General features: G+C 71.2%; 20 protein-coding genes and 1 pseudogene. 8 read left to right on the forward strand and 13 right to left on the reverse strand.

Annotated features, from left to right (window positions below):
- Window positions 1-16: 16 nt before the first annotated feature.
- The 6 genes from RB614_RS34990 to arfA form a co-directional block, all read right to left on the reverse strand.
- Window positions 17-739 (reverse strand): VOC family protein, encoded by a 723-nt coding sequence (locus tag RB614_RS34990; RefSeq protein ID WP_308716998.1) that lies wholly within the window; start codon window positions 737-739, stop codon window positions 17-19.
- A 110-nt stretch (window positions 740-849) separates the two neighbouring features.
- Complete coding sequence (locus RB614_RS34995; protein WP_308716999.1) at window positions 850-1542, reverse strand: family 43 glycosylhydrolase; 693 nt, start codon at window positions 1540-1542, stop codon at window positions 850-852.
- Between the two features lie 6 nt (window positions 1543-1548).
- Window positions 1549-2364: a carbohydrate ABC transporter permease gene (locus tag RB614_RS35000; RefSeq protein ID WP_308717000.1), complete on the reverse strand. Its 816-nt coding sequence runs from the start codon at window positions 2362-2364 to the stop codon at window positions 1549-1551.
- Window positions 2364-3320, reverse strand: coding sequence for a carbohydrate ABC transporter permease (locus RB614_RS35005; RefSeq protein WP_308717001.1), 957 nt, complete (start codon window positions 3318-3320; stop codon window positions 2364-2366). Before RB614_RS35005 ends, RB614_RS35000 begins: the two co-directional genes overlap by 1 nt.
- 6 nt (window positions 3321-3326) lie before the next feature.
- Window positions 3327-4664, reverse strand: a complete 1338-nt coding sequence (locus tag RB614_RS35010; RefSeq protein ID WP_308717002.1) for an ABC transporter substrate-binding protein — start codon at window positions 4662-4664, stop codon at window positions 3327-3329.
- Window positions 4665-4675: 11 nt separating this feature from the next.
- Entirely contained in the window at window positions 4676-6184 is a 1509-nt protein-coding gene (arfA, locus tag RB614_RS35015; protein ID WP_308717003.1) for an arabinosylfuranosidase ArfA, read from the reverse strand.
- A 94-nt stretch (window positions 6185-6278) separates the two neighbouring features.
- Here arfA and RB614_RS35020 point away from each other — a divergent pair, with 94 nt between their 5' ends.
- On the forward strand, window positions 6279-7298 hold the full coding sequence (locus RB614_RS35020) for a LacI family DNA-binding transcriptional regulator (protein ID WP_308717004.1): 1020 nt from the start codon (window positions 6279-6281) through the stop codon (window positions 7296-7298).
- A 14-nt stretch (window positions 7299-7312) separates the two neighbouring features.
- On the opposite strand, the gene RB614_RS35025 is transcribed toward RB614_RS35020, so the two are convergent.
- The 5 genes and pseudogenes from RB614_RS35025 to RB614_RS35045 all read right to left on the reverse strand — a co-directional run.
- The gene (locus RB614_RS35025; RefSeq protein WP_308717005.1) at window positions 7313-7894 is read right to left on the reverse strand and encodes a Dps family protein; all 582 of its coding nucleotides are present in this window, start codon (window positions 7892-7894) and stop codon (window positions 7313-7315) included.
- Window positions 7895-8145: 251 nt separating this feature from the next.
- Window positions 8146-8673, reverse strand: coding sequence for a hypothetical protein (locus tag RB614_RS35030; protein ID WP_308717006.1), 528 nt, complete (start codon window positions 8671-8673; stop codon window positions 8146-8148).
- 532 nt (window positions 8674-9205) lie between these two features.
- The gene (locus RB614_RS35035; protein ID WP_308717007.1) at window positions 9206-9985 is read right to left on the reverse strand and encodes a MerR family transcriptional regulator; all 780 of its coding nucleotides are present in this window, start codon (window positions 9983-9985) and stop codon (window positions 9206-9208) included.
- A gap of 35 nt (window positions 9986-10020) precedes the next feature.
- A complete protein-coding gene (locus RB614_RS35040) occupies window positions 10021-10782 on the reverse strand; it encodes an ABC transporter permease (protein WP_308717008.1) in 762 nt (253 codons plus the stop codon).
- Window positions 10783-10825: 43 nt separating this feature from the next.
- A pseudogene (locus RB614_RS35045) lies at window positions 10826-11503 on the reverse strand (ABC transporter ATP-binding protein); the annotation flags it as partial.
- 196 nt (window positions 11504-11699) lie between these two features.
- Between RB614_RS35045 and RB614_RS35050 the strand changes: the two are divergent.
- The 4 genes from RB614_RS35050 to RB614_RS35065 all read left to right on the forward strand — a co-directional run bounded on the left by RB614_RS35050 (window position 11700) and on the right by RB614_RS35065 (window position 15186).
- Complete coding sequence (locus RB614_RS35050) at window positions 11700-11915, forward strand: hypothetical protein (protein ID WP_308717009.1); 216 nt, start codon at window positions 11700-11702, stop codon at window positions 11913-11915.
- Window positions 11916-11929: 14 nt separating this feature from the next.
- Window positions 11930-12451, forward strand: coding sequence for a MauE/DoxX family redox-associated membrane protein (locus RB614_RS35055; protein WP_308717010.1), 522 nt, complete (start codon window positions 11930-11932; stop codon window positions 12449-12451).
- Window positions 12452-12745: 294 nt separating this feature from the next.
- Window positions 12746-13306: a TlpA disulfide reductase family protein gene (locus tag RB614_RS35060; protein WP_308717011.1), complete on the forward strand. Its 561-nt coding sequence runs from the start codon at window positions 12746-12748 to the stop codon at window positions 13304-13306.
- Window positions 13303-15186 (forward strand): ABC transporter ATP-binding protein, encoded by a 1884-nt coding sequence (locus RB614_RS35065; protein ID WP_308717012.1) that lies wholly within the window; start codon window positions 13303-13305, stop codon window positions 15184-15186. The genes RB614_RS35060 and RB614_RS35065 overlap by 4 nt, the downstream gene beginning before the upstream one ends.
- A 26-nt stretch (window positions 15187-15212) precedes the next feature.
- On the opposite strand, the gene lepB is transcribed toward RB614_RS35065, so the two are convergent.
- Entirely contained in the window at window positions 15213-15719 is a 507-nt protein-coding gene (gene lepB, locus RB614_RS35070; protein WP_308717013.1) for a signal peptidase I, read from the reverse strand.
- 143 nt (window positions 15720-15862) lie between these two features.
- On the opposite strand from lepB, the gene RB614_RS35075 reads away from it, so the two are divergent.
- Window positions 15863-17851: an AfsR/SARP family transcriptional regulator gene (locus RB614_RS35075; RefSeq protein ID WP_308717014.1), complete on the forward strand. Its 1989-nt coding sequence runs from the start codon at window positions 15863-15865 to the stop codon at window positions 17849-17851.
- On the opposite strand, the gene RB614_RS35080 is transcribed toward RB614_RS35075, so the two are convergent.
- The gene (locus tag RB614_RS35080) at window positions 17838-18749 is read right to left on the reverse strand and encodes a GNAT family N-acetyltransferase (RefSeq protein ID WP_308717015.1); all 912 of its coding nucleotides are present in this window, start codon (window positions 18747-18749) and stop codon (window positions 17838-17840) included. The genes RB614_RS35075 and RB614_RS35080 overlap by 14 nt on opposite strands.
- Window positions 18750-18866: 117 nt before the next feature.
- Between RB614_RS35080 and RB614_RS35085 the strand changes: the two genes are divergently transcribed.
- A complete protein-coding gene (locus RB614_RS35085; RefSeq protein WP_308717016.1) occupies window positions 18867-19187 on the forward strand; it encodes a hypothetical protein in 321 nt (106 codons plus the stop codon).
- A 4-nt stretch (window positions 19188-19191) separates the two neighbouring features.
- Window positions 19192-20526 (forward strand): DUF6745 domain-containing protein, encoded by a 1335-nt coding sequence (locus tag RB614_RS35090; RefSeq protein ID WP_308717017.1) that lies wholly within the window; start codon window positions 19192-19194, stop codon window positions 20524-20526.

Genomic DNA, 20526 nt, shown 5'->3' on the forward strand with positions numbered 1-20526 from the left:
CCCTGGCGCCGGCCGGTCAGCCCTGATCGACGTCCCACACCAGGCAGAAGGGCTTGCCGGCGGGATCGGCGTAGACCCGCCAGTTGTCCCCCTCGCCGGGCAGGCGGGTGGCGCCGAGCGCGAGCGTCGGCGGCTCGGCCACCGCCACGTCGTCGACCCGCACGTCGAGGTGGAACTGCTGCGGGTGGGCCGGGTCCGGCCAGCGCGGCGGCGAATACTCGGCCACCTGCTGAAACATCAGCGGCCGGGCACCCTCCTCGCCGATCATCGCCATGCCGTCGCCCTCGTAGGTCACCGGCTTGCCGAGCAGCTCCGCGTAGAACACGCTCAGCTCCTTGGCGTCGGGGCAGTCCAGCATCACGCCCATGAGCGTGGTGCGCGGGTCGTCGGCGTTGAGGCAGAGGTCGAACGGGTGCCCGGCCGGGTCGGCCATGGTGTGCCACGCCTCGTTGCGGCGCAGCAGCGTCGCGCCCAGCTCCTGTGCCCGGGCGGTGGCCGCCGCCAGGTCGGGCACCCGCAGGTCGAGGTGGGCCTGCTGGGGATAGGCGGGATCCGGCCACCGGGGTGGCACGTGGTCCGGTGCGAGCTGGACCGCCACCCGCCAGCCGTCGTCGGTGGTCATCGTGATCCACTCGTCGTCGGCGTGGATCTGCGTCCACCCGGCCAGCTCCTGGTAGAACCGGGCCAGGCCGGCGATGTCACGCGCGTCCAGGACGACGGTCCGCAGCGTGCCGATCATCGTTACTCCCCCTCCGTTGGGCGTCGACACATGATTACCCATAGGTACGACAATGTGCCCGCCGTTTCCGCCCGGGGCGAGACTCGGCCTCAGCGGTACACGCGGAAGCCTCAGCGGTACACGCGGAAGTAGTCGAACACCGCGGTCGCTGGCGGATCGTCGCCGCCGTGGGCGATCAGGCCGATCCGGGGCGCCGCACCCGCGCCGAACGTCCATGTGCCGCCCCAGGTCCAATGCCGCCCGTCGGTGCTGTAGCCGGCCCGGTACCGGTGCTCGCCGCGGGCGGCGGTGTGCGCCAGGCGCAGCCAGGTCGTGCCGGCGGGCGGGCCCTCGACCATGCCGCTGTCGGTCCACGGCCCGAGCGGTGTGGGCGCGGTCGCGACGCCGATCGCCGAGTCGTCGCCTGGGTTGAGCGCCGTGTCGGTGACGGTGTAGTAGAGGACGTAGCGCTCGCCGATCCGCCGGATGTCCGGCGCCCACAGGCCGGCGGTCGGCGTGGCCCAGGCCGGCCGGGTCACGGTGGAGAACGCGTCACCGGCGTACGTCCAGTGCACGAGGTCGTCCGAGCGGAGGATCGGGATGAGCCGGTGCGTGGTCTCGCCGGCCTTGAGCGGGTCGCTGGTGCCGAAGGCGTACCAGAGTCCGTCGCCGCCGCGGATCACGGCCGGATCGGCGAACGTGTCCGCCGCGGGCGCGGAGACCGGGTTCGTATAGGTGGCGTGCCTGGGTCGCGCGCTTGCCGGCGGTGCGGCGCCGACGCTGAGCACGGTGAGGATCGCGGCCGCCAGGACGAGCGGTTTCATCGACGTTTACCCCTTCAGCCCGCTGCGCGAGACGCCTTCGATGACGTAGCGCTGGGCCAGCACGAACAACAACAGCGCCGGAACGCTGGCCAGCACGGCACCGGCCATGATGACCGGGTAGTCGGCGATGTAGGCGCCCTGCAACAGGCCCAGCCCGGCCGGCAGCGTGAGCCGGTCGGCGCTGAACAACACGTAGATGGGCCACAGGAAGTCGTTCCAGTTGCTCAGGAACGACAGCACGGTGAGCGTGGCCAGGGCGGGCTTGGACAGCGGCAGCACGACTCTCCAGAACACCTGCCACTGGTTCGCCCCGTCCAGGATCGCGGCCTCCTCCAGTTCGCGCGGCAGCGTCAGGAAGAACTGCCGCAGGAAGAACACGCCGAACGCGCTGGCGGCACCGGGCACCACCACCACGGCCAGGGTGTCCAGCCAGTCGAGCGTGTCGGCGACGAGGAAGCCCGGGATGATGAGCGTGGCGGGCGGCACGAACAGCGTCGCGACGACGACGGCGAAGACCAGGCGCCGGCCGGCGAACCGCATGCGGGCCAAGGCGTAGGCGGCGGTCGACGCCGTCACCAGCACCAGCGCGGCGTGCAGGGTCGCGGCGAGCATGCTGTTGACGAACCACAGCAGCACCGGGTTTTGCGAGCCGGGCTGGAAGAGCCGGTCGTATCCGTAGGTGGAGACGGGGTCCGGCAGCCAGGTGGGCGGGCTCTGCTGCGCCGTCGAATAGCTCTTCAGCGAGGTGAGCACCATCCACACCAGAGGGACGACGAACACGGCCGCCAGTGCGATCAGGACGAGGTAGCGTGCCTTCCTCATCAGTCCTCCCGGTAGCGGAAGATGCGGAAGTTGGCGACGCTGACGAGCACCAGCATCAGCGTCAGCGTGATGCTCATCGCGGCCGCCCGGCCGGCGTCGTTCTGCGCCAGGCCCCGCTCGACGATGTACGACACGACGGTGCGGGTCTCGTTGCCCGGCGCGCCCTGGGTGATGAGGTAGGACTGGCCGAACATGTTGGCCGAGGCCAGGATCGTGGTGGTGACGACGAACAGCAGCACCGGCCGCAGCCCCGGCAGCGTCACGTGGCGAAACCTGTCCCAGGCGCCCGCACCGTCCATAGTGGCCGCCTCGTAGAGCTCGGCCGGGATGTCCTGCAGGCCGGCGAGGTAGATGACGGCGTTGAAGCCGCAGGTCCACCACACCGTCACGCCGACAAGGGACAGCCATGCCCACGGAGTCGCGGTCACCCACGGCGTGTCCGACGGCAGGCCGACCACGCCGAGGAGGTGGTTGACGAAGCCGAGGTTGGCGTCGAGCAGAAACCGCCACAGCAGACCGATGACCGCCACGCCGAGCACGTACGGCGCGAAGTAGAGCGCGCGGAAGAACGTCCGTCCCGGAAACGACCGGTTGAGCAGGAGCGCCATGCCGAGCGGCAGCACGACCAGCGGCGGCACCGACGCCACGGTGAAGATGGCGGTCGCCCGGACACTCTCCCACCAGTCCCCGTACACCAGGGAGCCGGAGGAGAACAGCTCCTTGTAGTTGGAAAGGCCCACGAAGGGTTTGTTCGGCAGCTGGAAGTCCCACTGGTGCAGGCTGAGCCACACCCCGAGCACGATCGGCAGCAGGCCGAAGACGCCGAAAATGAGCAGGTACGGCAGGAGGAACAGGTACGGGGTCGCCCGGCCGTGCATGACCCGGGCGGCCGGGGGCGGCGCGTCGACCGGCGCCGCCCCCGTCACGGTCGGTTCGGCCACGAGCGGAGCGGCCATCGCCGGTCAGCTCCCGTACTTCTTGCGGTTGTCCGCCAGGAGCTTGTCGGCCTTGGCGACGCCGTCGTCCAGCGCCTGCTTCGGTGACTTCTTGCCGAGCACGGCCTCGTTGAACGCGGTGTAGAACAGCAGCGTCACGTCGCCGATCCCCGGTGCGGCCGGCGGGAACGCGGCGTCCGGCAGCTCGGCGGCCAGCGTGTTGACCTCGGTCAGCGCCGCGAACTTGGGGTCGTCCAGGACCGAGCGGCGGGCGGGCACCTGGCCACCGGCGGCCCAGTCCAGCGAGTGCTGGCTGAGCCAGTTGATGAACACCTTGGCACCGGCGACCTTGTTGGCGTCGGCGCCGCGCGGCTGCTGGACGATCGTGAAGTTGTGCGAGTTGGCCCAGACCGACTTCCTCGACCCGATCTGCGGCATCGCCGCCACGCCCCACTGGACCTCCGGGCTCTTCTTCAGGTCGTTGACCTGCCAGATCCCGTTGACGTTGAAGGCGTTCCTGCCGCTCTTGAGCGCGAGGTAGTCGGCGTCCTGGCCGACGTTGGCCGGCGAGTGCCCACCGGAGACGAGCTGCGCGCACCAGGTGACCGCCTCCACGGCCTCCGGTGAGTTGAACGTCGCCTTGGTGGCGTCGTCGTTGTAGAGCGAGCCGCCGAACTGGTACACCAGCGAGTATCCGGTCATGCCGCCGGTGAACTGGAACGGGCTCATCCAGAAGCCCTGGATTCCGGCGCCTTTCAAGGCGGTCAGCGCCGCTTCCAGCTCCGACCGGTTCGCCGGCGGTTTGTTCGGGTCCAGGCCGGCCCGCCGCAGCAGGGTCTTGTTGTAGTAGAAGCCGACCGGGTGCATGTCCAGCGGGATGCCGTACCGCCGGTCCTGGTACAGGCCGCCCTTCCAGACCGTCGGGGCGAAGTCGGCCTCGGTCAGCCCGAGGGCCGAGGCGACGTCGTCGACGGGCTGGATCACCTTGCGGGCCGCGAAGGTGGCGAGCTGGTCCATGTGCATCACCGCGATGTCGGGGCCGTTGCCGCTGGTCACGGCGCCGGGCAGCTTGGCGTAGTAGTCCTCCCACCGGTAGGTGGCGACGGTGATCGCGATGTTGGCGTGCTCGCCGTTGAACTGGTCGACCAGCTTCTTGAAGATGTCGCCGTCGCCGCCGGTGAAGCCGTTCCACAGGTTCAGCGAGACTTTCGGTCCTTCGTAGGTCCGGCCGCCGTCGCCGGAGGCCGCGCCGCCCTCGCTGTCGTCGTCGCCGCAGCCGGCGAGGCCGAGGGTGGCGGCGGCCCCGACGCCGATGCCCAGACCGAGCAGCAGGCGACGGCTGAGCTCGGCACGCTGGATGGTCATATGGACCCTCCTTACGGGAGTTTATAGCGGATGAGGTTCCAGGACGCCGGTGCGAGCCGGACGGCGGACCGTCCACTGTCGACCTGCGGCCGCTCCCGCAGGCGTGGCACGACCCGTTCCGGGTCGTCGGCGGTGTTCACGGCGTCGGGTTCGGTGCCCGCGTCGATGGCGAGGTGCTCGGCACCGGCGAGGCCCGGCAGGCCGCGCAGGTCGATGTCGAGCCGGATGTCGGTACCGCCGCGGTTGACGGCGAAGACGGCGAGCCCTCCGGCCTCTTCGTCGTACACGGCAACGGTGTCCACTGAGGACACCCTGCCGTAGCGGGCGGTGTCGTGCGACGGGCCCACCGGTTCGGTGCGCAGCACCGTGCCGCGGGCGTACCGCGCGGCGAGCGCGAACGGATGGAAGATGCTCTGCCGCCACGCCGGCCCGCCGTTGAGGGTGCGGATCGGCGCGATCACGTTGACCAGCTGAGCCTGGCAGGCCACGCCGACCCGGTCGGCGTGGCGCAGGAGCGTGACCAGCAGGTCACCGACGACGACCGCATCGGTGGCGGTGAACGTGTCCTCGATCAGCGCCGGCGCCTCGACCCAGCCGCGCCGGCCCAGGTCGGCGTGCAGGCGCTCCTGGTACCAGACGTTCCACTCGTCGAACGAGACCATGAGGCGGCGCTTGCGGCGCTGTTTGGCCGCGACGTGGTCGGCGGTGGCGACGACCTCGCGGATGAAGGCGTCCAGGTCGACGGCGGACGCGAGGATGCTGGGCCGGTCGCCGTCCGACGGGTCGTAGTAGGTGTGCGCGGAGATGTAGTCGACGTGTTCGTAGGTGTGCTCCAGGACGGTGGCCTCCCACGCGGCGAACGTGGGCATCCCCCGGTTGGAGCTGCCGCAGGCGACCAGGCTCACGGACGGGTCGACCATCTTCATGGCCCGAGCCGTCTCGGCGGCCAGCCGGCCGTACTCGTCGGCGGTCTTGTGCCCGACCTGCCAGGGACCGTCGAGCTCGTTGCCCAGGCACCAGAGCCGGATCCCGTACGGCTCCTCGGCGCCGTACTTGCGGCGCAGGTCGGAGAAGTAGGTGCCGCCCGGGTGGTTCGCGTACTCGAGCAGGTCGCACGCCTCCTGCACACCCCGCGTGCCGAGGTTGACCGCCATCATCGGTTCCACGCCGGCGGCCCGCGCCCAGCGCATGAACTCGTCGAGCCCGAACGCGTTGGTCTCGATCGTCTTCCAGGCCAGGTCGAGCCGGCGCGGCCGGTCGCCGACCGGACCCACTCCGTCCTCCCACCGGTACCCGGAGACGAAGTTGCCGCCCGGGTAGCGCACCACCGACACGCCGAGCTCGCGGGTGAGCGCGAGGACGTCACGCCGCAGGCCGTGCCCGTCTGCGGTGGGGTGCCCCGGCTCGTAGACCCCGCCGTAGACGCATCGACCCATGTGCTCGACGAACGAGCCGAACAGGCGCCGGTGGACCGGCCCGATGCGGAACGCCGGATCGACGGTCAACTGTGCTGTGTCCACACCTGTAGATTTTTACAACGTTGTATGCAACGTTGTAAAGAGTCTGGTACGCGATAATGTGCGATCCGAAACGTTGGGGAGAGAGGGTACGGCCGTGCGGCACAGGCTGAAGGACGTCGCCGAGCGGGCCGGGGTCTCGGTGAAGACCGTGTCGAACGTCGTCAACGGGTACGTGCACGTGCGGCCCGACACCCGCGCCCGCGTCATGGAGGCCATCGCCGCACTCGACTACCGGCCCAACATCAACGCCCGCAACCTGCGCCGCGGCCGCACCGGCATCATCGCGCTGGCCGTTCCCGAGCTCGACATCCCGTACTTCGCCGAGCTCGCCAAGCACGTGGTCAGCGCCGCCGCGCAGCACGAGTGGACCGTACTGATCGACCAGACCAACGGTGACCCGGAGCAGGAGCGGCTGGTGGCGGCGGGCATCCGCGACCACATGATCGACGGGCTCATATTCAGCCCGCTGGCGCTGGGCGGCGCCGACCTCGACGCCGGCGCCAAGGCCACGCCCATGGTCCTGCTCGGCGAGCGGGTCGCCCACGGCCAGGCCGACCACGTCGCGATCGACAACGTCGCCGCCGCGCGGGACGTCACCGCGCACCTGCTGGGATCGGGTCGCCGGCGCATCGCCGCGATCGGCGCCCAGGACACGGCCGAAGGGGCCACCGCCCGGTTACGGCTGGCCGGCTACGGCGAGGCGTTGCGCGCCGCCGGGCTCGGCCGCGACGACACGCTGGTCGCCCCCGCACCGGCCTGGCACCGGGCCGAGGGCGCCGAGGCGATGCGCGCCCTGCTGGCCACGGGTGCCCGCCCCGACGCCGTGGTCTGCTTCAACGACACGCTCGCGCTGGGCGCGATGAGGGCCCTGCACGACGCCGGCCTGCGGGTGCCGGACGACGTCGCGGTGGCCGGGTTCGACGACATCGAAGACGGCCGCTTCTCCGTGCCGACGTTGACGACGGTGGCGCCGGACAAGGTCGAGCTCGCCCGGATCGCCGTCGACCTGCTCGCCGCCCGGCTGGCGTCCACCGAGGGCACCCCACCACGCGAACAGACGGTGCCGCACCGGCTGATCCCCCGCGAAAGCACCGCAACGGCGCCGGCGAGCTGAGCGCAGCGTGCGGGTCAGGGCTGGTCGACGAGGTGTTCGGCGATGAACCAGACCTGCAGCTCGTTCCTGCGCAGCACGTCGCTGACGAGGATGTCGTTGGTGCCGGCGTCGCCGCTGCGGTCGGTGGCCTCGATCGCGTCGCGGACCTTGGCGATGACGATCTCGTGCGCCTCCAGCAGGCGGGACAGCATCGCAAACACCTCCTCGGCGCCGTTGGGCGGCCGCGGGACGGTGGTGATCTCGGCGACGTGGCGGGGATCGCCGACCGCCACGCCGCCCAGGGTCTGCACCCGCTCGGCGATCATGTCGATCAGCTCGAGCTGTTCCTCGGCGTGCTTGTCCAGCAGCAGGTGGAGCTGGTAGAAGGTCAGACCGCGCATCAGCCAGTGGTGCTTCTTGTAGAGGCTGTACAGGATCTGGCTGTCCGCGAGGATCCGGTTGAGCGCTTGGCAGGACTCGGCGCGTACCTCGTTGCTCAACGCGATCGGCAGCAGCCGCATGGCGCCGAAGTCCTGGATCTCGATGCCCAGCTCGTGCAGCATCGGCTGGCTGCCGCCACCGTCACCCTCGAAAAGATGCTGGTACCGCTCCCGCACCTTCGTCGTATCCGCTGACCCGCGTGCCTGTCGCCGTTGACCGGCCATCGCCCATCCTCCTCGCCGCCCGCACCAACGCGCCGTTCGATCGGTCCTCCAGCGCTCCTCTCCGCTCACGGTGCCACCTGGCAACGCCGCGGGCGCGCGATTCACCGAAACCCCGGCGACCCGCGGCGTGATCAGGGCGTCCCGCACGCCGTGGCCACCGCGACGGCGTACGGGACAGGTCCTGATCACCTTTTGCTGACGGGTCAGCTCACCGCGAGCGTCTCCGCCACCGGGCGCGGCTCGTCGGGGGTGCAGTCGATGGTGATGTTGCCGAGCAGGACGACGTTGGCGTTGACCGTGACGTCACCGCCGCGGATCTCGTCGGTGCCGGCCGCCGTCGGGGTCCAGGTGCCGGCGAGGTCACCGCTGATCGGCTGGTTCGCCGGAACGCCGCCGCCGGAGCCGCTGACCTGGAACTGCGCCGTCTCCGCGCCGCTGACGTCGAGGTCCGCGGTGATCGTCCACGAGTTGATGGCGACCGGGGCGGTGAGGCTGACCTGCGAGATGTGCAGGTCGAAGTCGACCACGGTGCCGGCCGCGGCCGGGTTGGGCGTCGCGGTGAGCGACCCGTCGATCGTGACGTTCTGCGTGCCCAGTACCGGGGCGGTGCAGGTGTACGCCGCCGAGAAGTCGGACGCGCGTGCCGGCGACTGCACGGCGACGGCCCCCAGGCCACCGATCGCGACCGCGACAGACCCGGCCGCGACACGCCGGCCGTTGATGCCGAACATCAAATGTCTCCTTTCTTCGGTGGAAGTACGGATCTCCGATGAAAGTTACGATCTTTGGTGAAAGTGGGGACACGGCCGTGTTAACCACATTACCCATTGGTAACGAAACGGCCATCGATGTCAATGGCTGGACGTGAAAACTTCTCGTGAACCTCGCCGCGACCATCCGCCGCCGTGGTCGCGGCGCGACCACCGGCTGCCGGAGAAGGCCCCGCGCGCGCCGGCAACGGGAGAGGGCCTTGTGCCGACTCGGCGTCCTTGACGGCGGCGATACGCGCGTCGACCTGGGCGAGTCGGTCGCGCAGCGCCCGCGCGTACTGCTGCCGCGAAAGCAGACCGCGGAGCGACGCGTCTCGCGTCGGGGCGTGAAGCGCGGAGGGTGAGGCCGCGGGAACGCACCCCAAGAAGACGCTCCGCTGCGCTCCACGTTTCCCCGGGGACCCCGCGCAACGGTCTGGACCACCGCGGACGTCGCGGTAGCTCAAATCCTTTGGGTTCGCTACAGCGCTTCGATCACAGCCCATCGGTGCGGTCACTCGGGTGGCTTGGTCAGCCGTTCCAGCCGGGTCCAGCTGGCCCAGCCGCGCTCGCGCATCATGTCCAGCATCCGCTGCGCCCGCGGGTCGATCTCGACGGCGAGTGCGTCCAGGAGGTGGAACGGCAGGTCGTCGTGCACCTGTTCGCCGAAGCCCTCGCCGGCGGCGTATGCCTGCTCCTGCAGGTCGGCCATGATGTCGGCGGCTTCCTCCAGGAGCGGGTCGTCGTCGTCCGCGCCGCTTTCGAGGAGCTCCGACAGGAGCCGATAGAGCCGGACGAGTTGCGGGTTGTCGAGCTGCGCGTGCTTCGCGGATATGACCTCGCGCATGTGCTCGGGCCAGCGAGCCGCGATCAGGATCCAGCCGGACCGTTCACGCTCCACCATCCGCTCTGAAGCCCCGATCTGGCGGAGCCGTTCGAGATAGGAGATCACCTCCGGCGGGAGTGCCAGCGTGTCCCCGGCGGTGAGTTCAGCGATCTGCTTGCGGCTGGTCTCCAGCCGTTCGATCTCGTCGCGCAGGTGGCTGTCGATCCGTTGGATCGCTTCGGCGAACGTCGACGCGTCGGCTTCGAGCATCTGACCGATCCGCGACAGCGGTACGCCGGCGTTGGCGAGGGTGCGGATCTTGATGAGCGACACGACCGCCGTGGCGCCGTACCGCCGGTAACCCGAGGCGTCCCGTTCCGGCTCGGGCAGCAGTCCGACGTGGTGGTAGTGCCGCACCGCCCGCACCGTGACGCCGGCGTACGCCGCGAGTTGACCGATCGTGAGCATGCTCTGATCCTCGCCCAAGCCCGGCCGCCGGTGGCTCAGGAGATCCGGCGACGGTAGGAGACGTTGGCGAAGACGTAGGCGACGACGAGGATGCCGGCGCACCAGGCGAGGGCGGTCCAGACGTCGGTGCCGACCGGCTGCTGGGTGAGCAGGCCGCGGAGCGTGTTGACGATGGAGGTCACCGGCTGGTGTTCGGCGAAGGCGCGCACCGGGCCGGGCATGGTGCCGGTGGGCACGAAGGCCGAGCTGATGAACGGCAGGAAGACGAGCGGGTAGGAGAACGCGCTCGCGCCGTCCACGCTCTTCGCGGTGAGGCCGGGGATCACGGCGATCCAGGTCAGCGCCAGGGTGAACAGGATGAGGATGCCGGCGACCGCGAGCCAGGACAGCACCCCGGCACCCGAGCGGAAGCCCATGAGCAGGGCGACGCCGAAGACGAGCACGAGCGAGATCACGTTGGCGACCAGCGAGGTCAGCACGTGTGCCCACAGCACGCCCGACCGGGCGATCGGCATGGAATGGAATCGCTCGAAGATCCCGCCCTGCATGTCCCCGAAGAGCCGGAAAGCGGTGTAGGAGATGCCCGACGCGATGGTGATGAGCAGGATACCGGGAAGCATGTAGTTCACGTACGAGACCGATCCGGTGTCGATCGCGCCGCCGAACACGTAGACGAACATCAGCATGATGGCGATCGGCGTGATCGCGGTCGTGATGATGGTGTCCAGGCTGCGGGTGACGTGGCGCAGGGTCCGTCCAGTGAGGACGGCGGTGTCGCCGAGGAAGTGCGTGGCCATGTGTGTCCCCCACCTACTTGTTCGACGTCGTCGTGCGGTCTTGGGTGCCGTCGACGATGATCCGACCCTGGTGGAGGATCGCGATCCGGTCGGCGAGGTGTTCGGCCTCCTCCAGGTACTGGGTGGTGAGCAGCACGGTCGTGCCGCGCTCGGAGAGCTCCTCGACGGCCTGCCACACCTCGATGCGCGCCTGCGGGTCCAGACCGGCCGTCGGCTCGTCGAGGAAGATGACCGGTGGCGTGCCGATGAGACTCATCGCGATATCCAGCCGGCGGCGCATACCACCGGAGTACGTGGCGACCCTCCGCGCGCCCGCCTCGGTCAGCGAGAAGCGCCTCAGCAGCTCGTCCGCGATCGCGCCCGGTTGCCTGACGTGCCTCAGCCTGGCGACCAGGACGAGGTTTTCCCGCCCGGTGAGGATCTCGTCGACCGCCGCGAACTGCCCGGTCAGGCTGATGGACGCGCGCACGTCGGCGGCCTGCGTCGCGACGTCGAAGCCGTTGACCCGGACACTCCCCGCGTCGGCCTTGAGCAGCGTGGACAGGATCCTCACCACCGTGGTCTTGCCCGCCCCGTTCGAGCCGAGCAGGGCGAAGATGGTCCCCCGGGCCACCTCGAAGTCCACACCGCGCAGCACACGCAGCTGCTTGTACGACCTCTCCAGGCCCCGCACGTGGATCGCGGGCCCGGGGGCGCGGGCGCTTGCCGTCGGGATGCTCATGGCAGCCAGCATGGAGGGTTGACGCAGCGTCAAGGTCAAGCCCGCAGGGGCAGAGGCCGACGTCTGGAACGCGCATCGGCGTGGCCTCAAGGTTCGCTCAAGGTTTCCGCCAAGGTCGATTCCGCAGCATCGCTTTCGCGGCTACGTACCAGCCTCCACGACCGGGGGACCCGTATCCGCGGGAAGCGAGGAGTCCATGATCCAAGCTGTTGGCGCCCTCAGCGACCGGCTTCTGGGTCTGCTGGTGACCAGGGCCGACGCCGCCGCCGCATGCCCGACGGAGCGCTACGCCCAGTACTGCTTCTGCGACTGTCCCGCAGCGCTTGCCTACTACCGCTGGTGCACCGTGCAGAGCACCTGCTCGGTCATCTGCGGCGCGTGCTGGCCGTCGGACATCCGCTGCTGCGTGTGAGGCGGACGGCGGGGATGTCCGGTTTCGTCATCGGCTGCCGCTGCCTGATCGGCGTGGTGTTCGTGGCCGCGGCGGCGAGCAAGCTCCGGAGCCGCCCGGCGTTCTCCGCGTTCACCGGGTCGGTCCGGCAGTTGCGGCTGCTGCCGCCTCGCCTCGCCGCACCGGCCGCGGGAGCCGTTGTCGCCGCGGAGGCGGCGATCGTGGTGGCGATGGTGGTCGCTCCCGACATCGGCTTTCTGCTCGCGGCGGGACTGCTGCTCGCCGTCACGGTCGCGACCATCACGACGATCCACCGCGGCGTGCGAGCCCGCTGCCAGTGCTTCGGGACGTCCGGGACGAATCTTGGCCTCCGGCACGTCGTGCGCAACGCCGCGCTGCTCGCGGTCGCCGCCGGCGGCCTGGCCGGCCTCGCCACGGCGGGTGGACCGGCACAGCCAGCCGGTGCCGTGCTCGCGGCGGCCGCCGGGCTCGTCGGCGGCATGGTCCTCGTCCGGCTCGACGACGTCATCGACCTGTACACCACGAACCCGACCTGACCAGGAGGAATCGCAATGGACCTGCTCGCCAGATCCGTCAACGGGATGGCAGACCGCCTGCTCGCTCTGCTAGTCGACAAGGCCGACGCCGCGGCCGCATGCCCGCCGGAGTCGTGGAGCGAATTCTGCTACTGCGTCCGGTGCGGGACGACCAGCCCCCTTGCCTACCAGCGGACGTGCTACGTGACGACGGGCTGCACCGTCAAGTGCACGGCGTGCGCCCCGGCGACCCTCTGCCTCTGCTGAGCCGGCGTCTCGCCATCACGACACCGGGCCAGGAAGGAGCGAACACCCATGCCCTACGTCGTCAGCGCGACCGTCGTCATCGGCGCTGTCGCGATCTTGAACCTGATTCTGACCTTCGGAGTCATTCGCCGGCTCCGCGAGCACAGCGAGTTGCTCGCGGCCGGCGGGGCGGGCGAGCCCGAGGTCATGCTGAGCGCGGGGGCGGCTCCGGCCGAGTTCGCGGCGACGACGACCGACGGGACGCGCGTGACCCGCGACGACCTCGCCGGCGAGACGCTCATCGGGGTCTTCAGCCCGGGCTGCCAGCCGTGCAAGGAGCAGGCCCCGCGCTTCGTCGAGAGAGCGGGTGCCCTTCCCGGCGGGCGGTCGCAGGCGCTCGCGGTGGTCATCGGCGAGCAGCCCGCCGTCCAGGAACTGTTGCGGCAGCTCGAGCCGGTCGCGCGGGTCGTCATCGAGCGTGACATCAAAACCGAGGGGACCGTCAGCCATGCGTTCGGGGTCCGCGCGTTCCCGGCGTTCGCCACCCTCGATCGCGACGGTCTGGTCGCGTCGTCGGGCTGGCAGCTCCCCGAGCAGCCCACGGCGCACCTCACGTCGCTCGCGTCGTGATCGATCCATCGACGGTACGGAGTCCGGGCCGGCTCGGGCTCCGTACCGTCGCCGGGCTACTGTGGCGCGCCGGCGTGCTCGCCTGGCGCGCCCAGCCGGGCAGCGTGCTCGCGCAAGGAGCGCTCACGATCCTCCAGGGCCTGCTACCGGTCGCCGCCGCGTGGCTCACCAAACTCGTCATCGACGGGCTCTCCGGCGACGCCGGCTCCGGCGCAGTAGTCACTTTCGCACTGTCGCTGGCGGCCGTCGGAGTCCTCGCCGTGGTCGTCCCGCACGCACTGCGGTACGCCCAGAACGAGCTGGGCCGGTCCGTGACCCGCCTGGCCAACCGGCAGCTCTACGACGCGGTCAACCGGTTCGTCGGGCTGCGCCGGTTCGAGGACCCCGCGTTCCGCGGCCGCCTGCAGCTCGCGGAGACCGCTGGGCGGCAGGCTCCCGGACAGCTGCTGCGAACCGGCCTCGGCGTGGCTCAGGGCGCCATCACGATGGCCGGCTTCCTCGGCACGCTGCTCGCGACCAGCCACTGGATGGCGCTGGCGGTCGCCGCCGCGGCGCTGCCGACGCTCCGCGCTGAGCTGGCGCTCAGCCGCGGCCGGGCGGACATGCTGTGGCAGGTCAACCACAGCACGCGTCGCGAGTTCTTCTACGCCCAGCTGCTCACCAGCATCCAGGCCGTCAAGGAGGTACGCCTGTTCGGCCTCGGTGGGTTCCTGCGCGGGCGCATGCTGCGCGAGCTGGCGACGGTGCATGCCGCCAACCGCCGGATGGACCGCCGCGAGCTCGGTACGCAGGGCCTGCTCGGCCTGCTCGGCGCGCTGGTCGCCGGTACCGGCCTGGTCTGGGCGATCAGCGCAGCCCGCGGTGGAGCGCTGACCGTCGGCGACGTGTCCGTGTTCGTCGCCGCGGTCGCCGGTACCCAGGCGGCGCTCGGGACGATCGTCGGCGACACGGCGGACGCCCACCACTCGGTGCTGACCTTCGACCACTACCAGGCGGTTGTCCGGGCCGCGCCGGACCTGCCGCTGGCGGCGGTTCCCGCACCGGTCGCCCCGCTCCAGCGCGGTATCGAGCTGCGTGACGTCTGGTTCCGCTACGACGACGGGCACCCGTGGGTGCTGCGCGGGGTGAACCTGACGATCCCGCGCGGGGCGGCGGTTGCCCTGGTGGGCCTCAATGGCGCCGGCAAGAGCACCCTGGTCAAGCTGCTGTGCCGGTTTTACGATCCGGCGCGGGGATCGGTCCACTGGGACGACACCGACCTGCGGGTCCTCTCGGTCGAGGAGCTTCGCCGCCGGATCGGCGCGGTCTTCCAGGACTTCATGACCTACGAGCTGAGCGCGCGGGAGAACATCGGCTTCGGCGACCTCGCTTCCCTCGGCGACGAGGCCCGCGTCCGCGGCGCGGCACGCTGGGCCCGGATCGACGACGGCCTCGCCAGCTTGCCCAAGGGGTACGACACGCTGCTGACCAGGACGTTCTTCGACGAAGACGATCGCGCCGACCCGGACACGGGGGTGTTTCTGTCCGGCGGCCAGTGGCAGCGCGTCGCGCTCGCCCGGGCGTTTCTGCGCGACGACCCCGACCTGCTGATCCTCGACGAGCCCAGCTCAGGTCTGGACGCGGAGGCCGAGTACGACATTCACGAGCGGCTGCGACGGTACCGCGCTGGGCGGACCAGCGTGCTGATCTCGCACCGGCTGAGCACGGTCCGCGATGCCGACCTTATCGTCGTCCTCTCCGGCGGCGAGGTCGTCGAGCGGGGCACGCACCCGGAGCTGCTGGCGCTGCGCGGCCACTACGCCCGGTTGTTCGACCTCCAGGCGCGCGGGTACGCCGCGCAGCCTCCGGCGACGGTGGTCGGCCCGCGGTCGGCGGGCTGAGACTCGGGGCCGTCGGCTCCCGCCCGTCATGCCTCGATCGTCGTGCTGTGGCGAGCGCGTCGTGTTGTGGTCCCCAGCCGGCGCCGCACGACGCCGAGCACGCGCTCGGCGGGAATGTAGCCGAGGCGTTTGGAGTCGAGGCTGTGCGCGCCGTTGTCGCCGAGGACCACGAGGCAGCGCGGCGGCACCCGGTCCTCGGGCCGTCCGGCGAGTGCCGGCACGAGGCTGCGAGGCACCTGGTCACCGGGTACCGCGACGGCCCGCTTGACCAGCAGCTCCTGCCCCTTGCCGATGCGGGTCACCGGGGGGCGGGTCCAGTGCCGGTCGGTGTCGGGCCGCTCCAGCACGACGATGTCGCCCCGGTGTACCGCGGCGATGCCTGCGCGCCGGCAGACGAGCCGATCGCCGTCGGACAGGGTGGGCTCCATGCTGCCGCCGCGGACGGTTACCACGAAGACGCGCCGGCGCACCAGCCAGGCCAGCGCGCCGAGCGCCAAGGCGCCGACGGCGAGTGTGCCGAGTGTTCGGATCACGGTCGCCCTCACTGTCGTGCTGCGGGTCCAGCGGGACAGACATTGCCGCCACGACCTTGCAGGAGTCTTGAAGCAACCTTGAAGCCGGTCGCTGGTAGATCTGGAGCACCTGCGAAACCTTTGTCGGCCAGGGGTGTTGTGCTGTGGAGTTCCGTCTGCTCGGGCCGGTCGAGGCACGCCTGCGCGGAAGGCGGCTCGACGTTGGTCACTCCCGACGCCAGTGCGTACTGGTCGCCCTGCTGGTCGACGCCAATTCGCTGATCTCCGTCGACCAGCTCATCGATCGCGTCTGGGGAGAGCGGGCACCGGCGCGCGCCCGCGAGACGCTGTACGGCTACCTGTCGCGCCTGCGTCGTGCGCTGGCCGACGCCGGCGACGACGTCGGCCTCGGCCGGCGAGCCGGTGGTTACCTGCTCGCCGTCGATCCCCAGGCCGTGGATCTTCACAACTTCCGCGCTCTGCTGAACCGGGCGCGGACCGCCGGTGGCGACGACCGGGTCGCCTCGGCCGCGCTGACCCAGGCACTTGCGTTGTGGCGGGGTGAGGCGTTCGCCGGACTGGACACGACCTGGATCGACGCCGCACGGGACAGCGTCGAGGCGGAACGCTACTCCGCCGAGCTGGACCTGGCCGATCTCCGGCTCCGCGGTGGACGCGACGCCGAGGTGCTCGCCGCGTTGGCCGGCCGGGCCGAGACGCACCCACTCGACGAACGGCTGGCTCAGCAGCTGATGCTCGCGTGGCACCGAACCGGTCGCCAGGCCGACGCGCTGGTGTACTACGAGCGGCTGCGCCGGCGGCTCGCCGATGGGCTGGGCGCCGATCCCGGCCCGGAGTTGCAGGAGCTACACCAGCGGATCCTCGTCGGCGATCCGAGCCCCGCGCCGGCCCGGCCGGCCTCCGCGCCCGTACCCGGCCCGAGTCCGGTGCCGAGGCAACTGCCGATTCCGGCTCGCGAGTTCACCGGCCGGGCAGCAGAGCTGGCCGAACTCGACCGCACGGGCGACGGGGCGCCGACGGTCACGGCGATCGCCGGGATGCCCGGAGTCGGCAAGACCGCGTTGGCGATTCACTCCGCCCATCGACTCGCCGCGCGGTACCCGCACGGCCAGCTGTACATGGATCTGCACGGCGCCACCGCCGGGCTGACGCCCCTGGAGCCGCTGCCCGTACTCGGTTGGTTCCTACGCGCGCTGGGCACGGACCCGGCAGCCGTCCCCACGACACTGGCGGAAGCCGCCGCGGCCTTTCGCTCCCGGACGGCCGGCAGCCGCCTGCTCATCGTGTTGGACAACGCCGCGGACGCCGCACAGGTGGCCCCGCTGCTGCCCGCCGGTCCGGAATGCCGGGTCCTCGTCACCGGTCGCCGCCCGCTGTCCGCTCTCGATGGCGCCGCCCACATGCACCTGAGCACTCTGCCGGCGGCGGAGGCGATCGAGTTGCTCGCCCGCCTGGCCGGTCGAGACCGGGTGGCCGCGGAGCCCAAGGCGGCGGCCGAGCTGATCCGCTGGTGTGGCTCGCTGCCGCTGGCGCTGCGGATCGCCGGTGCCCGGTTGGCGGCGCGACCGGGATGGACGGTGGCCGCGCTGACCGAGCGGTTGGCGGACGCTCGGCGGCGCCTCGACGAGCTTCAGCTCGCCGAGGCAAGCGTACAGACCAGCTTCGATGTTTCGTACCAGCAGTTGGTCGCGAGCGGCGACGAGATGGACACCTGGGCCGCCATGGCGTTCCGGTTACTCGGCGTCCCGGACGGGCCGGACGTGGCCGTGCCGGTCGCGGCAGAGCTCCTCGGTCGGGCCGAGCACGTCACCGAACGGGTGCTGGAGCGGCTTGTCGACGCTCAACTGCTGGAGACGCCCACGCCCGGCCGGTACCGGATGCACGATCTCCTGCGCCAGTACGCCCGCGACCTCGCCGAGCGGGAACGCGGCGCCCCAGCGGTGGCGGCCGCGCTTGCCCATGCGCTGGGCTGGTACACCGCGACCGCGTGGCGGACGCTGGACCTGGAGCGGGCCAATCTGATCGCTGCCGTGCGGCAGGCGGCGGGCAGCCCGGGCGTTCCCGACGAGAACCCGTCAGCACGTCTGGCCTGTGATCGGGCCGCCGCCGCGTCCGGCCTCAGTGGACGATGACGAGGTTTGCCATGTCGACCACCGGCCGGTAGCCGAGGGCGGTATAGATTTTGTTCGAGGTCGGGTTGGCCTGGTCGGTAAACAGGCAGGCCCGGGCGCCCTCGGCCTGGATCCGGCGGGAGACCTCCGCGACGGTGTTGCTGGCCCAGCCGCGCCCGCGGTGGGCCGGCGGCGTGTAGACCGGGCCGACCCGCGCTACCCCGAACGACGGCGGGTTGGCCCCGGTGAGATGGACCCGCTGCCCGGTCGCGTCGACCCAAAACCACAACCGGCCGGACCGGACGCGGTGCAGCATCTCGCCGCGGTCGGGCATCTCGTGCGCGCTGGCGCCACGCGGGCGGCCCGCCTGTTCGTCGGCGTCGCCGACGAACGCGGCGAACCACTCCGTGACAAGGTCCAGGTCGTCTTCGGTCGCGGCCACCAACCCACCGGGTACCGGCGCCGGCGGCACCAGCTCACCGAGCTCGAACAGCCGCGTGTGTTGGCTGACCTCGACCCGGCCCCCGCCCAGCCGGGCCAGCTCACCGGCGCACAGCTCGACGGCGGGCAGCGCCCCGTTGACCGCGAACACCTCCTCGCCACGCTCGTGCAACGCGCGAGCCAGCGCCACGGCCGCCTCGTCCGGCATCGGCAGCAGGAATGGCGGGTAGGGCGTGAACGGCGCCGAGCGCATCCCGGCCCCGACCACCGCACCGGAACGGTCGCTGACCACCAGCCACCAGTTGCGGTCGGACTGTGCGATGCCCGCGCTCCGCTGCGACAGTACGCGATGGGTGGCCGTCGTCACGACGGTGCTGACCACCGGGTCGGCGGCCAGGTGGTCGCCCGCCACGGCGAGGAACTCGCCCGGATCGGTGAAGAAGCGCAGTCGTAGCCCGGCCATCGGGATGGTGCTCATCCACGTACGCTAGCCACCGCGGCTCCAGACCGGCACGGAATTTCCGTCCGCGGCGAGGGATCAGCGGCGGCCGATCACGGCGATGGGTGCGGTGCGCCGGCGTTGCATACTGGCGGCATGGCTGGCTCGCAGTACCGGCAAGGGGACGTGCTGGTGGTCGCGGTGGAGCGGCTGCCCGACGGGTTGACGCCGGTGGCGCGCGAAGACGGGGCGGTGGTGCTGGCGCACGGCGAGGCGACCGGGCACCGGCACGCGATCCGCGAGCCGCACGCGGAGTTGCTGGAGGGTCGCGGCGAGCGGTTCCTGCGGATCGCCGGCGGGCCGGCGCGGCTGGTGCACGAGGAGCACGACCCGATCGTGCTGCCCGCCGGCGCGTACCAGGTGATCCGCCAGCGGGAGTATCAGCCGGCCGCCTGGCCGCGGACCGTCGCGGACTGAGGTGGTGTTCCGCCGACGGCGTCAGCCGCCGGCCTCGTGGCGGGAGGAGGCGGCGGCGAACTGGCGGGCCGCGCTGCTGTCCACCGAGCCGGCCGACCGCGCGGCGGCCGAGGCGGCGGTCGGCGAGCTGTACCGCCTCCACCGCCTGCCACCGCCGGTGTTCGTCTGGACCGACTCGCCCCTGAGCGGCCTGCTGGTGAGCTTCTGGGCACAGTGGACATGGTCCGGCAGCCGCGAAAGCCTCGTCGAAGAGCTCCACTCCGCGCAGGGGTGGGCGAGGTTGCCGCAGCGGATCAGGGACTCCGTCGGCGCGTCGGTCGGCGCACTCCTCGACGCCCCACCGCCGTTCTGGAAGCGACCGCAGTACCTCGCGAAGGGCAGGCGGGTGGTGGAGACGACCGGCGAGGTCAGTGCGCGCCTGCACGGCGTTCCCGGCACGAGGGGCCTGCGCGGGCTGCGGATGCGGGCCGCCGTCGCGCGGGTCTTCGGCGCCTCGTCCGTCCATCCAGGACAGTTGGCGAAGCCGGTCTCCGCCCTGGAGGCGGGCTACACCTACACCCGCCGCTGGTTTCCGCACGGGTCCCCGTTGCTGGACACCCAACCGGTCGACGGAGTGATCCGGCGCGCGTGCGCCGAGGGGTTCGAGCCCTTCCGGTACGGTGGGCCGTACGCGACGGAGGCCGTGTACGGGATGATGCGCGGGCAGGCGCAGCTGGCGGCCGAGATGGCCGGTGAGTTGGACGCGTGCCGGCGGGCCGGGCTCGCCCGCTACCCCGGCCGGCTCGCCGCGGTCCTGGACCCGGTCATCGCCGCCGCCCGTTCCTGCTGGACCTGGTGGCCGTCGGCGCGGCACTGCACGATGGTGGAACGGCCGGTGCGGCTGGTGGTGGACTGGCCGGCTCCGCATCGCCCCCGTCCGCACTGCGCCGACGGGCCGGCGATCGCCTGGCGCGACGGCTGGGATCTGTACGCCTGGCGCGGCGTCCTGGTCCCGCGCGGCGTCATCGACGGCGCGTGGACCGCTGAGGAGTGGCTCGCCGAGCCCAATGCCGAGGTCCGCCGTGCGGTGGCCGAACGGCTGGGGTACGAGCGCCTCCTCGACGCCCGCGGCGCGCGGCGGGTCGCGACCGACGGCTACGGCACGCTCTGGCGGATCCCGGACCCGAACGCCGGCGAGGACATCACGCTGGTCGATGTGATGAACTCGACGCCGGAGCCGGACGGCTCCGTCAAGCGTTACGTGCTGCGGGTGCCGCCCGACCAGACCGTCCCCCGCGACGCGATCGGCTGGACCTTCGGGCTGCCACCCGGCGCGTACGACCCGGACGCGATGACCTGA

It is taken from the genome of Phytohabitans maris, from assembly GCF_031085175.1.
Lineage (GTDB): Bacteria > Actinomycetota > Actinomycetes > Mycobacteriales > Micromonosporaceae > Phytohabitans > Phytohabitans maris.

Bases quoted from the DNA above. Each gene is read 5' to 3' on its own strand.
- RB614_RS34990 (WP_308716998.1), bottom strand. From the start codon at position 739: ATGATCGGCACGCTGCGGACCGTCGTCCTGGACGCGCGTGACATCGCC.
- RB614_RS34995 (WP_308716999.1), bottom strand. From the start codon at position 1,542: ATGAAACCGCTCGTCCTGGCGGCCGCGATCCTCACCGTGCTCAGCGTC.
- RB614_RS35000 (WP_308717000.1), bottom strand. From the start codon at position 2,364: ATGAGGAAGGCACGCTACCTCGTCCTGATCGCACTGGCGGCCGTGTTC.
- RB614_RS35005 (WP_308717001.1), bottom strand. From the start codon at position 3,320: ATGGCCGCTCCGCTCGTGGCCGAACCGACCGTGACGGGGGCGGCGCCG.
- RB614_RS35010 (WP_308717002.1), bottom strand. From the start codon at position 4,664: ATGACCATCCAGCGTGCCGAGCTCAGCCGTCGCCTGCTGCTCGGTCTG.
- RB614_RS35030 (WP_308717006.1), bottom strand. From the start codon at position 8,673: ATGTTCGGCATCAACGGCCGGCGTGTCGCGGCCGGGTCTGTCGCGGTC.
- RB614_RS35035 (WP_308717007.1), bottom strand. From the start codon at position 9,985: ATGCTCACGATCGGTCAACTCGCGGCGTACGCCGGCGTCACGGTGCGG.
- RB614_RS35040 (WP_308717008.1), bottom strand. From the start codon at position 10,782: ATGGCCACGCACTTCCTCGGCGACACCGCCGTCCTCACTGGACGGACC.
- RB614_RS35050 (WP_308717009.1), top strand. From the start codon at position 11,700: ATGATCCAAGCTGTTGGCGCCCTCAGCGACCGGCTTCTGGGTCTGCTG.
- RB614_RS35055 (WP_308717010.1), top strand. From the start codon at position 11,930: ATGTCCGGTTTCGTCATCGGCTGCCGCTGCCTGATCGGCGTGGTGTTC.
- RB614_RS35060 (WP_308717011.1), top strand. From the start codon at position 12,746: ATGCCCTACGTCGTCAGCGCGACCGTCGTCATCGGCGCTGTCGCGATC.
- RB614_RS35080 (WP_308717015.1), bottom strand. From the start codon at position 18,749: ATGAGCACCATCCCGATGGCCGGGCTACGACTGCGCTTCTTCACCGAT.
- RB614_RS35085 (WP_308717016.1), top strand. From the start codon at position 18,867: ATGGCTGGCTCGCAGTACCGGCAAGGGGACGTGCTGGTGGTCGCGGTG.